Origin of the sequence: Dietzia sp. PP-33 (assembly GCF_033790845.1) — a bacterium.
Classification (GTDB): Bacteria; Actinomycetota; Actinomycetes; order Mycobacteriales; family Mycobacteriaceae; genus Dietzia.
In genome coordinates, this window is record NZ_JAMYEI010000006.1 from 275,326 (window position 1) to 287,114 (window position 11,789).

At 66.9% G+C, this 11,789-nt stretch carries 13 protein-coding genes; 5 read left to right on the plus strand and 8 right to left on the minus strand.

The genetic code is table 11. From position 1 onward, the window contains the following. The first annotated feature begins 77 nt into the window (after positions 1-77). Positions 78-233 (plus strand): DUF6131 family protein, encoded by a 156-nt coding sequence (locus NJE57_RS12625; RefSeq protein ID WP_319028788.1) that lies wholly within the window; start codon positions 78-80, stop codon positions 231-233. Positions 234-423: 190 nt separating this feature from the next. Here the strand turns inward: NJE57_RS12625 and NJE57_RS12630 are convergent, their stop codons facing one another. The 3 genes from NJE57_RS12630 to NJE57_RS12640 form a co-directional block, all read right to left on the minus strand. After that, positions 424-777 (minus strand): hypothetical protein, encoded by a 354-nt coding sequence (locus NJE57_RS12630; protein WP_319028789.1) that lies wholly within the window; start codon positions 775-777, stop codon positions 424-426. A 97-nt stretch (positions 778-874) separates the two neighbouring features. Further along, entirely contained in the window at positions 875-1,822 is a 948-nt protein-coding gene (locus tag NJE57_RS12635) for an NAD-dependent epimerase/dehydratase family protein (RefSeq protein ID WP_319028790.1), read from the minus strand. After that, the gene (locus NJE57_RS12640) at positions 1,819-2,088 is read right to left on the minus strand and encodes a hypothetical protein (RefSeq protein ID WP_319028791.1); all 270 of its coding nucleotides are present in this window, start codon (positions 2,086-2,088) and stop codon (positions 1,819-1,821) included. Before NJE57_RS12640 ends, NJE57_RS12635 begins: the two co-directional genes overlap by 4 nt. 71 nt (positions 2,089-2,159) lie before the next feature. Between NJE57_RS12640 and NJE57_RS12645 the strand changes: the two genes are divergently transcribed. Next, the gene (locus NJE57_RS12645) at positions 2,160-2,717 is read left to right on the plus strand and encodes a TetR/AcrR family transcriptional regulator (RefSeq protein ID WP_319028792.1); all 558 of its coding nucleotides are present in this window, start codon (positions 2,160-2,162) and stop codon (positions 2,715-2,717) included. 225 nt (positions 2,718-2,942) lie between these two features. Here NJE57_RS12645 and NJE57_RS12650 read toward each other — a convergent pair whose 3' ends face one another. From NJE57_RS12650 to NJE57_RS12665, 4 genes are all read right to left on the minus strand, one after another. Then, positions 2,943-4,130 (minus strand): epoxide hydrolase, encoded by a 1,188-nt coding sequence (locus NJE57_RS12650; protein ID WP_319028793.1) that lies wholly within the window; start codon positions 4,128-4,130, stop codon positions 2,943-2,945. 75 nt (positions 4,131-4,205) lie between these two features. Further along, positions 4,206-4,724: an AraC family transcriptional regulator gene (locus tag NJE57_RS12655; RefSeq protein ID WP_319028794.1), complete on the minus strand. Its 519-nt coding sequence runs from the start codon at positions 4,722-4,724 to the stop codon at positions 4,206-4,208. A 164-nt stretch (positions 4,725-4,888) separates the two neighbouring features. Beyond that, positions 4,889-5,737, minus strand: a complete 849-nt coding sequence (locus tag NJE57_RS12660; RefSeq protein WP_319028795.1) for an alpha/beta hydrolase — start codon at positions 5,735-5,737, stop codon at positions 4,889-4,891. Next, entirely contained in the window at positions 5,724-6,428 is a 705-nt protein-coding gene (locus tag NJE57_RS12665; RefSeq protein WP_319028796.1) for a TetR/AcrR family transcriptional regulator, read from the minus strand. The genes NJE57_RS12660 and NJE57_RS12665 overlap by 14 nt, the downstream gene beginning before the upstream one ends. A gap of 233 nt (positions 6,429-6,661) precedes the next feature. Between NJE57_RS12665 and NJE57_RS12670 the strand changes: the two genes are divergently transcribed. Genes NJE57_RS12670 through NJE57_RS12680 form a run of 3 tightly spaced genes read left to right on the plus strand, consistent with a single transcriptional unit; the run spans position 6,662 to position 10,206 of the window. Next, positions 6,662-8,272, plus strand: a complete 1,611-nt coding sequence (locus NJE57_RS12670) for a GMC oxidoreductase (protein ID WP_319028797.1) — start codon at positions 6,662-6,664, stop codon at positions 8,270-8,272. Between the two features lie 24 nt (positions 8,273-8,296). Then, complete coding sequence (locus NJE57_RS12675) at positions 8,297-9,631, plus strand: lipase family protein (protein ID WP_319028799.1); 1,335 nt, start codon at positions 8,297-8,299, stop codon at positions 9,629-9,631. Between the two features lie 20 nt (positions 9,632-9,651). Further along, the gene (locus NJE57_RS12680; RefSeq protein WP_319028800.1) at positions 9,652-10,206 is read left to right on the plus strand and encodes a TetR/AcrR family transcriptional regulator; all 555 of its coding nucleotides are present in this window, start codon (positions 9,652-9,654) and stop codon (positions 10,204-10,206) included. Between the two features lie 16 nt (positions 10,207-10,222). Here NJE57_RS12680 and NJE57_RS12685 read toward each other — a convergent pair whose 3' ends face one another. After that, positions 10,223-11,599, minus strand: a complete 1,377-nt coding sequence (locus NJE57_RS12685) for an ISL3 family transposase (RefSeq protein WP_319028801.1) — start codon at positions 11,597-11,599, stop codon at positions 10,223-10,225. Positions 11,600-11,789 lie beyond the last annotated feature (190 nt).

The window sequence follows — 11,789 nt, forward strand, 5'->3', positions numbered from 1 at the left end:
CGGTCATCGGTCGTGGCCCGGACCCGACCTATGTACGCTCAGCTCACCCTCAACCCCCTTATTGAAAGGACGAGAACATGATCATCCTTGGCGCGATTCTGCTGATCCTCGGATTCCTCCTGGACATCCCGATTCTCTGGACGATCGGTCTGGTGCTCCTGGTGATCGGCATCATTCTTGCTGTGCTCGGCGCAGCCGGCCGTGCGGTCGGTGGGCGCAAGCACTGGTTCTGACCACCGGGCCCGCTTTCCCTCTGAGTCCGGGCCCGTCTACACGAGCGTTCCGCACATCGCCCGAGTGGTGATGCGCGGAACGCTTTTGTCGTTGACGGTCGACAGAGGCGCGGAATGCCTCCGTTCGGTATCTACCGAGTGCGGCCGACGCCACGGCGCTCGAAAGCCCGAGTCCCTGGCCCGGTCCGAATCACGTCACCGGCGCGGGATCTCGACGAGAGTCCTGCCGTGTCCGGAGGACGGTGTGCGCGGCGATTAACGCCGCGGCGAGCAGCGTGTTGCCGGCTGCGATGAGTACTGCGTTGGTCCAGCCCTCAGTGATGTCGGCTCCGGTGTTGGTCGCGATCACGGCGAACAGCGTGATTCCGCACGCGGCGCCGAGATAGCGGGCCGTGCTGTTGGCACCGCTGGCCAGGGCCGCGTGGTCGGGTGGCACGCTGGCCACCGCCTCGCGTCCCAGGATGGCGGTGAGGCGGCGGCCGCCGAGCTCCGGGCGTTGCCGCCAGGCCTCACCGCAATTGTGGCTTTCGACCGGCGGACCCATGCACCGTGATCGGAACCCGTGGCGTCCACGGTGAGTGGTCGCACCGCCGTACTCGCCGCCAGCGTCACGGCGTTGAGTCGGATCGTTTCCGACGACGTCACCGTGAAGCCTCCTGCCAGTGCAACCGCAGTCCGCCCGCGAGCTCCAACTCGTTCGTGCGCATAGCGTCCGCCATCGTCACGGGGCCACGCAACCCGAGTGTGACGAGGCGCTCCGCCGCGAGCGCGGCGAGCCGGCCGGTCGCGTCGGACTGCCCGGTGCCGGTGGCGGCGAGCACCCGTCCAGAGCCTCGGTGGATCGCACTCACGCTCCATGCGAGGCCGCCGAAGTGAGGTGCGCTGCGCAGCAGCGGAGCGAGCGCGGGCAGCACGCCCACGAGGCCGAGCGCGGCGGTCGCCGAGCGGCTGTCCATCGCGAGCCAACTGCGTACGTCGACACCCGAGGGGCGCCCGATGAGCAGATCATCGGGGAAGTCCGCCCGCAAGTGAGTGCGCGGCTTCGCACCGGGCAGCGGTAGCTGTCGGCGCGTACGGAAATTCACGACCGGATTGGTCTCCGGCGCCGCGTGCAGCGTGGCGCCCGCCAGCCGGACAGTCCAGTCCAAGGCCGCAGCGCCGTGCGCCTCACCCGCCCCGAGCACCACGGCCAGGTCGATCTCGTCTCCGGGCGCAGGGTTCAGTGCCCGGATCAACACGGTGCTCAGGCCCGGCGCAATCCCCGCCCCGAGTAGGGTGGCGCCGCCGGCCGGCACTCCTTCCGCCAGTCGCTCAAGGTGTGCGGCGGTGGCCGAGACGTCTACGAGTGGCGTGGAGCCGACCGCGGCCTGCACGCTGGCGAGCTCCAAGCCGCTCGCGTCGAGCACGACATCCACACGCCGTGCCTCCTCAGCGAGTCGTGTCAGTCCCGCCGAGGTCCTCGCATCGATTCTCACGCCGTCGTCGAGCGCTCGCCGTCCCGCACCGATCACTTCGTGCCCCTGACCGCGCAGTGCGGCTGAGGCGGCGGCTCCGACGGCGCCCCGCGCGCCGAGCACGAGCGCCCTCATCGCCGGACCGTGTTTATGCTGCGCCGAGCGGCACGGTTCTCGCCGACGGCCCGGCGCGTCCTCTGGGCCGCCCTCGCCAGCAACGGGACGAACCAGAACACCGCTAGCGGTACGACGACGGTGATGACGAGGGCGGTGCGCAACGGGTTGGGCCAACCGACGGTCAGCGGCGCGACGAGTGCCGAGACGGCAAGCACCAGCGGCAAGATCGCGGTCCAGGTGACTAGGGCCTGCAGAGATCGGGGCAGGGGGTTCATAAGGTTCATAGAAACTCCAAATGATTGGTTGGAGATCGACAGTAGCAGGAGCAACCGAACAGTTGGATTATCATCTGTGCATGGCATGGGACACAGAGGCGACGCGACGCAAGCTCCTCGAGGCTGCTACCGGGCAGTTCGCCGCTCTGGGCCTGGCGGGCTCGCGCGTCGACGCGATCGCCCGTGCGGCCGGTGTCAACAAGGAGCGCATCTACCAGTACTTCGGCGACAAGGCCGGGCTCTTCGGCGCGGTGCTCGCCGCCGAGGTCGAGCGCCTGCTCAGCGGCATCGTCATCGTGGGGGAGGGAGCGGATGCCCTCGGCCGTCTCGCCGGCGATCTCCACGACCGCGCCGCGCAGGATCCGCAGCTCGCCCGCCTGCTGGCCTGGGAGGGCCTCGAACTCGACGAGCCGGTATCGGCCGAGGCGCGCGCTTCCGGCTGCGCCTCGATGGTCGGGGAACTCAACAGGGCGCTGCCCGACCGTGACCGGGAGTACTCCGCTGAGCTACTGCTGAGTCTCGTCGCCATCACCACGGCGGACGGCTGCCTTCCACACCTCGCCAGGCTCATCTCGCCGGCTTCGACCCGCGAGTCCCGCCGGGTCGCGATCGTCGCGCAGGCCCGCACTCTCGCCTGATGGGCGGCGTCGGCTTACGGAACCGCATCACGACCCTGATCTCGTGGGGGGTGCACATCGACGATCGCCGATGACACCGACCTCGATGACCATTCCGACCAGGGCGGTTGTGATGGTGGCGGCGTAGGCGAAGGAGCCATTGAGTGCCGTTCAGCTCGCCCATCGCGACCGACAGAACGGTTGTGACAACGAAGGACTCGCCGCCCGAAAGATCACAACGACGCTCTATGGGCCGAAGGCCGAGGCTGCCTGCAGGAGGTCGTGAGCGACGGCCCCCGGCCGCTCTGTCGCCGCGAAGTGTCCGCCTCGCTCGTGTGTGTTCCACTGCACGACGTCGTAGAAGCGACTCGCCAGCGACTCCGGCGGCACTCCGATGTCCCGAGGGAAGATCGAGAACGCGGCCCGGGGTTTCTCGCCATCAGCGGCAGGGCCCGCGTGCTGGTCGTTTTCGGCGGCCGCGTCGGTGGTGGCCTGTGCCCAGTTGCCGGCAGCGTCCTCCGGGTCCCAGTCCGAGTCGTCTAGGTTCGAGTCGTCCCACTCGGTGTGGTCGTCGGCATATAGCCGGAGACCTGACCACGCGGTTCCCGTGAGCCAGGTGAGCGCTGTGAGTCCTACGACGTCTTCGGGGTCGACCTCATCGCTGAGCGCATCGAACTTGTCTGCGATCCACGCCAGGAGCCCGACGGGTGAGTCGGTGAGGCCGTAGGCCAGGGTGAGCGGTTCGACGGTCTGCACCGTGAAGTAGGCGGCCTTCTCCATCCACGCGTCCGACGCCTCGTAGAAGGTGCGTTCTTCGGCATCGAGCGAACCCCGGTCCACCGTGAACTGCTTGGGGAAGGGGATATCTGTGAGGTGGAGGCCGGCTACCTCGTCGGGGTGGGAACCGGCGAGTTCGTCCGCGATGATGCCGCCGAAGTCGCCGCCGTGCAGCACATATCGGGTGAGCCCCAACTCAGCCAGTGCGGAGTGGACCCGCTCCGCAGCAGTCGCCGCGGTCAGCGGTTCGGTGGGCTGCCCCGAGAACGCGAAACCGGGCAGGGACGGCACGACGACGTCGTGGCCGGCCTTCGCGAGTAGAGGGATCAGCTTCCGGTAGCGCAAGAAGGCGTCGGGCCATCCGTGCAGCAGGACGATGGGAAGGCCAGTCGGTTGCTCTGCCCGCGCGCGCACCAGGTGCAGAGGAAAGTCACCGTCGTCGTGGATCAGGTGCTCGAACTGATCGAGTGACCCGGCGAATCCGCTCCACCGGAAAGTCTCGCGCCAGTAGGTGACGAGTTCTCGTACGCGGTCAACGGCGATGCCGTGGCCGTCGAGGCCGGCCGGGACATTGGGCCAGAGTGTGATTTCCAGGCGCTCATCGAGTAAGGCCAGGCGTGCGGGATCGACGCGAATGCGGAACGGGGTGAGGGACACGGTGAACTCCTTTGGTGTGTCCCCAGTTTCTCCACACGGCCCCACCCCGGTCTTGAACGATGTGGCCACCCGGACTCACCGCCCGGACAGAATCTCCCGCGGTGTGCGGCCGGCCAGGGCTCGCAGTGAGCGGGTGAGGTGCGCCTGATCGCTGTATCCCACCAGCTCCACGACGTCACTGATCCCGATCCCTTCGCTGAGCAGTCTGAACGCCGCTCGGGCTCGTTCGATGCCCGCGATCTGTTGACGATTGAGCCCGGTGACTCCACGCACCTGTCGGCGTAGCGTCCGGCCACCCTGGTGTCCTCTCCCGGAAAGCGCGAGTGCCACTATCGGGTCCGTCGACAGCACGCCGTCCGCGACCAGCTCGTCGATGAGATCCCCGAGGTGGTGTTGGAGCGGGATCGCGTAGTTTCGCTCTCCGAGCCGAAAGCCTACGGAGTTCGACGGAAGGACCTGCACCAGCTCGAATGAGACTTTCGAGAGCATGCGCAGGAACACGTGTGCGTGCAGCTCCACGCCCCAGGCTCGATCGCCGGCCCTCATCTCGAAGCGCTGCGGGTGAGAAGCCGGACCGATCAGTTCGACCCTCACGCCTTCTGTCGTCGAGCTGAATCCGAGCCCCCAGAACTCCGTGGCCGGTTGGGTCCACCACCCACCCGTCGTTGCTTCGACCGACCAGGCGCACCGGACCTCAGTCTGAGGTAGCTCCCACTCCCGATACATGCCTCGATCCTCGTCGAGCCACACGGTGGCCATCAGGCTGACGGGAGGCCGGAGAGGAATGTGAGGAGCCGGGCGTTGAAATCTCCAGGATTGTCCTGGTTGGCGTTGTGACGTGCGTGGGGGATGACGTGGTACTCGAGCTTGGGTAGGTCCTGTTCCAGAATTGCGGGGATGTCCCGAACTATGTTGCCGGCTCTGTCGTGGTCCCCGTGGGTCCAGAGAATCGCCAATTCGGGAGGCAGGGCGGGGAAGCCGGCGGTGGACACGGCGGTGTTGACCGCATGCCAGATGCGCAGGAACTCGTGTTTCCCGAGAGAGTTCAGGCACTCGGCCATGTAGGCCCGGGCGTCCGATTGTCGTGCGGTGCTCGTGGACGTGAGTCGGGTGAGATGTGTCCAGGGCCAGAGCCGGAAGGCCGTGATGCTGGCGCGAAGGCCGATCGAATCCACTCGGGAGACAGGAATGCTGATGAGAGTGCTGCCTACCACCACCAGGGCCAGGCATCGTTCAGGAGCGCGAGTGACGGCGTGTTGTGCGACGTAGGCGCCCAGGGATTGGCCCAGGTAGACGGCGCGTTCGATGCTGCGATCGTCCAGAATTGCGAGGTAGTCGCTGACATAATCGTCGATAGTCGGTGTGGAGAGCATCGGCCGCGATTGACCGTGGCCCCGTCCGTCGATCGTCAGGACGCGGAACCCGGCCCGGAGCAGAGGCTCCACTTGTGCGTTGAACATCCGGTGATCTGCTGTGGCGCCGTGATGCATGATCACAGTAGTGGCGGTGGTAGGCCCTGCGTCCCAACCATGAATCTCGCATCCAGGGCGGGTGACGAGGAAGGGACGTAGCGCCGGGTGAGTGATGGTGTAGTCAGTCTCGGGCACCGGGATTCTCTTCTCTGAGTTCGTCGAGCAGTTCGGAATATGCTTCGTGAATCCCGGGGTCGGCGGGGTTGTCGCGCTCCAACGCTCGTATGAGATCTGCCATCGTGTTGAGGCTCGACTTGAGATCGTCGGCAGTAAGGGGACCAAGCGTCCGAGCTGCGGTGAGAAGACCGATGGTGTAGCTCGACATCGTCAGTGCCAGGCCGTCGAGGTCGATACCGGGAGCCAAGCGGCCCGCTTCCGAGAGCTTCTTCAGATAGTCACGGAGGCCGTAGTGCCGCCTCTTGTAGCGCTCCTGGTGCAAGGATGCGACGACGTCTCCGAGTACGCCGTCGGGGTCCAGGAATGCTGCGGTGTAGAACGGGTCCGCCAACAGGACCTCAGAGCCCACCAGGTACACGTCGGAGAGCCGTGTCGGATCGTGCTCTCCTCGGGACAGCCGTTCGGCAACCTCGTGGGCCATCGTCTTGGTGCCGTGGCGAAGTAGCTCCTCGACGAGTGTCGACTTGCTCTCGAACTCCAGGTACAACGCTCCAGTACTGATCCCGACGCGTCGAGCGAGCGTGGTCATGGTCATTGCTTTGAAACCGCCGCTCAACAACAGATCCCGGGCCTCGTCGAGGATCCGGCGGCGACGGTCTGTGATTGTTGGTCGCGGCATTCGACGCTCTCCTCGGACCGTAGTGAACATCGAGTCTTTGCGTTCACTATGTCACGAGGGGCTGGCCGTGCGCGATCGGCGATGTCGCATGGTTCCGCAATGTCGCCGGATTCGGTCTCACTTGTGCCATCGGGCCCCGGCGCGTCCGAGGAATGTCGGAAGCCAGCACGCCATCTCCTGCACCTTGACAGGTTGGCGAGAACTGTCTAGTTTCACCCGAGGTGAGTGGCGCTCGTCACTGCCGACGAGGATTCGAGGATCGAATGCAGTTGATTTCCCGCCGGGGTTTCCTGGGCTCGGTGGCCGCGGCCGGCCTCGCGGCGGCCGCGACCGCGCACACCGCGACGGCCCGGGCGGATGACGCTGCGAACTCCGCGTCTGCCACCGGACGGATTCCCCATGAGGTCGAGGAACACCGTGTCCTGGTGGTGGGCAGCGGGTTCGGCGGCGGCGTCTCCGCCCTGCGACTGGCCCAGGCAGGGGTACCCGTCGTGGTACTCGAACGTGGAAGGCGTTGGCCGGCCGGTCCGAACTCCGATACCTTCCCGAGTGCGACCTCCCCCGATGAGCGCGCGCTCTGGTTCGGCGGCGCCGCAGAGGTGTTCGGTCGTCCCGTCGAGCTCCCTCGTTACACCGGCCTGCTCGAGGCGTCGGTGGGCCACAATATGACGGCGGTCCTGCCCACGGGAGTGGGCGGCGGATCATTGATCTATCAGGGCATGGCCCTTCAGCCCACCGAAGAGCTCTTCTACGACTGGTTTCCCGGCGCGATCGACTGGCGCGAGATGGACCACGAGTACTACCCGCGTGTCGCCCGGATGCTCCGGCTCGCCGAGGCGCCGGACGTACTCATCGAGTCACCCCAGTACGCGGCCTCCCGGTACTTCGCCCAGCGGGTCCGCGACACCGGCCTGCCACTGAGCAAGATCCCCATGCCGATCGACTGGGACTACGCCCTGGCCGAACTGCGGGGTGAGATGAGGCCGTCGTACACCAACGGCGACAGTTCCCTCGGCGTCAACAACGGGGGCAAGAACTCCGTCGACGTCACCTACCTGGCTCAGGCGGAGGCGACCGGACTGGTCGACGTGCGGCCGCTTCACGATGTCCGCGCGATGCGCCGCACACCGGACGGTTCCTGGGAACTCGACGTGGATGTGCTCGACGTCGGCGGAAATCTACTCAAGACGCTCACCCTGCGCGCACCGGCGCTGATCCTGGCCGCCGGGTCGGTCAATACCGCCACCCTTCTCGGCCGGGCCGAGGCGAACGATGCGGTGACCGACCTGCCCGGCGCGATCGGTGAAGGGTGGGGCACCAACGCTGATCGGATCTATATCTGGACCGATCCCACCGCCGGTTTCCCCGCCGAGCAAGGAGGCCCCGTTGTCTACGGCAGCCTCAACTGGAAGGATCCGGCCTCGGCTCACACCGTCATCCAGGCTTCGCTGCCCTCCGTCGGGGTACCCATCCACAGCACTGTGCTGGTGGGTTACGGCGTGAGCGCCGACCGCGGCCGGATCGTGTACGACTCCGCCCAGGACCGTGGAGTCATCGAGTGGCCCGCCGGAGGCGACGGTCACATCGTCCAGCAGCACATCTCGCGTACTGCGAACGCGATCGCCGGAGCGACCGGCCACCTGACCGACACCAACGAGATCCTCAACTCCACCTGGCATCCCCTCGGCGGGGCCGCCATGGACCGGGTCTGTGACCTGGAGGGACGCGTCTTCGGTCAACGGGGCCTGTACGTGATCGACGGTGCCCTCATCCCCGGCACGACGGCCGCCTGCAACCCGTCGCTCACCATCGCGGCGATCGCCGAACGCGCTCTCGACAGGATCGTCAGACACGACGTCGGCCACGTTTTCTAGATGCGACACCAGAGAAAGGCCGACATGCGACGACTCAGAGCCTTCGCCACCGCCACCGCCACCGCTGCCCTCGTCGTCGTCGGGCTCGCGATTTCGCCCGTCGCGCACGCCGATCCTCTCGGTTCCGCGGACACCCGCGCGTACATGTCCGACATGGTCGCCGATCCGTTCTACGAGCCGCCGGCTGATCTGCCGGCGCAGCCCGGTGCGGTGGTGCGCACCCAGCCCGTCACCATCCCGGCCACCCTTCCCGGAGCCGACGGCGCGTGGCCGGCCGCGGCGACACGCATGATGTTCACCTCTCGCGACGTCCACGACGCCCCTGCCGCTGTCACCGCCATGGTGATCGAGGAATCGGGTCCGTGGCGCGGGCCCGGTGAACGGCCGACCGTCGTCATCGCCCCCGGCACCACCGGCCAGGGCAACCACTGCGCCATCTCGCTCGCCGCCCCGAGTGGACTGTGGGCGGGCGTCTACCCGGACGCGTTCCTCTCCGCCAACCAGGAGATCGTCTCGGCCGCGAAGTGGCACGCGATGGGCGCTCGTGTGGTGGTGACCGACTACATCGGCCTGGGCACCCCCCGGATCCACAGCTACGTCGACCGGGTCGAGACCGGCCGGGCTGTGTTGGACGCTGCTCGCGCCGCCCGCGCACTGGCCGGGGTCAACTCTCCTCTACTCCTGTCGGGTTATTCGCAGGGTGGAGGCGCCACCGCATCGGCCGCTGAACTCCAGCCCGACTACGCGCCCGAACTCGACCTACGCGGTACCTGGGCCGGGGCGCCGGTGGCAGACCTCCAGCAGGTCCTGCGGAAGATCGACGGAACCCTCATCGGCGGAGTGATCGGATGGTCCGTCAACGGGATGGTCGATCGCTATCCCGAGCTGCGCACTCTGGTCGACGTGGCCGTCTCCGATCGCGGTCGCGCCACTCTGGCCTCGCTGGAGTCCAAGTGCATCGCGGACGTGATACTCAAGAGCCCCTTCCTGCGGACCTCCGACCTCACCACTGACGGACGCAGCCTGGACCAGTGGATCGCCGGCGACCCCTTGGCGCAAGCGGTGCTCGATGACCAGAAGCTCGGCCGACTCACCCCCACCTCGCCGGTACTCATCACGTCCTCACCGAACGACGACACCGTTCCCTACGGCCAGGCCCGAGCCCTCGCCGGCGACTGGTGCGCTGCCGGCGGCGACGTGACGTTCCGCTCCACCCCACTGCCCGCCATGGCACCCGGCTGGACACTCCCGGACCACTTCGGACCGCTCATCCACGACACGATGATCGACGACGAGGTGACGCCCTGGCTGATCTCCACCCTCGAGGGCGGGAGCAGGTCCGGCTGCAGCATCGCATGACGCTGACCGATACTGGACGGGTGCGATCCCGGGCGATCATCCTCGAGGCCACCCGAGCCGTGATCGGGGAGGCGGGCTTCCCTGCCGTGAGCGTCGCCGGCGTGGCCCGACGTGCGGGAGTCAGCCGGCAGACCGTCCACTCGATCTTCGGCACCCGTGAAGAACTGGTGTCCCAGGCCGTCTCTGACCGGCTGACCTCGCTGATCGGGGCATTCACCGAACTGTTCGAGTCGACCGGGTCGCCACTGGAGCTGTTCGTGGAGATGATGATCGAGGCACGCCACCACGTCCTCGGAGATCCGCTGCTCCGGGAACTCACGCGCTCCGGAACGGCCAACCCGATCTTCGACCCGGGGGCAGCCCGCCGCGCACTCGACTACGCGGTGGCCCTGCTCTCTCCCGCCGTCGACCGATTCCCTGAGCTCGAGGGCAGGGTCGAATTCCTGGCTGACATCGCCGTGCACGTCGGCTGGTCGGTGCTCTGCCTGGACGACCCCGCTTCTCGGCCCGATGACGAGCTGCGAGCCTTCATCTCCGGTTGGATGGCGCCGATCTTGGAGCCAACGCACCCGTAACCCGGCTCTTCCAGTTTTAGAGTGCGTTGATTCGTGCCTGGAGTTGGCCGGAGTGGATGAGTGACCTGAGGATGTAGTGGCCGAGGTTGCGGAAGCCGAGGGCGATTCCGCGGAGGTGCTCGAGGCGTCCGTTGATGGCCTCGACTGGCCCGTTGGAGGCGCCCACGTCGAAGTACGCCAGGATCTCGCGGCGCCGTTTCCATAGCGAGCGGCCGAACTGCGCGAGCTCGAGCAGTTCCTTGGGCACGCCGGACCGGATCGACTTGAGGAGCTTGTACATTGCGACCTTGCCCTCGCGGCGGCCAGACTGCTCGTAGGCATCGATGAGCTGCTGGTAGATGCTGTAGCTGACTTCCACGGCGACGTGGGCGTCATCGGCCACGAACGCCGTCCACAGGCGAATTTTCTGTTTGCCGGTCAGCAAGTCTTGCCTGCTCAGCAAGGCGCGGCGGATCTTGTAGAGCGGATCGCCGGCCCGGCCCCGGTGCCCGGTGGTGGCCTGCTGGACCCGTTGGCGGCACAGGGTGAGCTTGTCGGCGGCCAGGTGCACGACGTGGAACGTGTCCATCACGGTCCGTGCGGCGGGCACAGCCTTGGCGGCGGCGGTGTGGTAGCCGGCGAACCCGTCCATGGTGACGACCTTGACCCGGTCACGGAACGCCTGGTCACGGTCATCGAGCCAATCGGTCAGTACTTTCGCCGACCGCCCTTGAACCATGTCCAGCAGGCGGGCAGGGCCGGTGCCGTCCACCACCGGAGTGAGGTCCACCAGCACCGTGACGAATGAGGAGGTCCCGTCGCCGCGGACGTGCTTCCACTTGTGCTCATCGACCCCGAGCACGCGTACGCGGTCGAAGTGCCCGGGCTGGTCGTAGACCAAGGTGCGGACCTTGGATATCGCCAGGTCATTGACCAAATCCCAGCCCGAGCGCTTTGGCGGCAGTCGACACGCTGGTGCGGTCGATCGCCAGCCGTTGCAGAATCCAGCGGGTGCACCGCCAGGTGGTCTTGCCTGTGGCTCAGCCAATGACGGCATGGGCTGCTGGAGAATTCGGGTCTCGCACTCGCTGTGGTCGCCGGTGAAGCGCGGCACCCGCACATGCAGCCTCCCGGGATGCCCCACGATCGGCAGATCAGTCACCTTTCGCTTGACATGATCCCGGAGCCGGCCAGCAGTGCCGCAGTCGGCGCACACCAGGTCCAGGCTCACCGGCGAGCAGAAAAGGTGCGTGAACTCCCCGGCTACGGCGGCGTCGGTGATGGTCACACCGAGTTCAACGGTGCGGCAGATGGTGTCGGCGAGCAAGCTGGCGGTAGCGCTCAAAACTGGGTCCTGGGGCGCTGGATGCAAGCCGTGAAAACCAACATCTTCACACGCCCCGGGTCCCCTCATCTGCGCCTCGCCCCGTCAGCCGCGAACACCCGCTACGCACTCCGGATCCGGAAGGGCCATGTCGGCTCTTCCCAGATGAGGGTGTAGGTCGGTCGGGCGCGTCGGTCCGCAGATAGACGTCGAGGTCTCCCGACGATGGAGGTTCCTACGCCATCCATCCGAAAGACCTCGACGTGACCGACACAACCCC

Excerpts from the sequence above, each read along its gene's own strand:
- NJE57_RS12625 (WP_319028788.1), top strand. The coding sequence starts at position 78 with ATGATCATCCTTGGCGCGATTCTGCTGATCCTCGGATTCCTCCTGGAC.
- NJE57_RS12630 (WP_319028789.1), bottom strand. The coding sequence starts at position 777 with ATGGGTCCGCCGGTCGAAAGCCACAATTGCGGTGAGGCCTGGCGGCAA.
- NJE57_RS12635 (WP_319028790.1), bottom strand. The coding sequence starts at position 1,822 with ATGAGGGCGCTCGTGCTCGGCGCGCGGGGCGCCGTCGGAGCCGCCGCC.
- NJE57_RS12640 (WP_319028791.1), bottom strand. The coding sequence starts at position 2,088 with ATGAACCTTATGAACCCCCTGCCCCGATCTCTGCAGGCCCTAGTCACC.
- NJE57_RS12645 (WP_319028792.1), top strand. The coding sequence starts at position 2,160 with ATGGCATGGGACACAGAGGCGACGCGACGCAAGCTCCTCGAGGCTGCT.
- NJE57_RS12665 (WP_319028796.1), bottom strand. The coding sequence starts at position 6,428 with ATGTTCACTACGGTCCGAGGAGAGCGTCGAATGCCGCGACCAACAATC.
- NJE57_RS12670 (WP_319028797.1), top strand. The coding sequence starts at position 6,662 with ATGCAGTTGATTTCCCGCCGGGGTTTCCTGGGCTCGGTGGCCGCGGCC.
- NJE57_RS12675 (WP_319028799.1), top strand. The coding sequence starts at position 8,297 with ATGCGACGACTCAGAGCCTTCGCCACCGCCACCGCCACCGCTGCCCTC.
- NJE57_RS12685 (WP_319028801.1), bottom strand. The coding sequence starts at position 11,599 with ATGAGGGGACCCGGGGCGTGTGAAGATGTTGGTTTTCACGGCTTGCAT.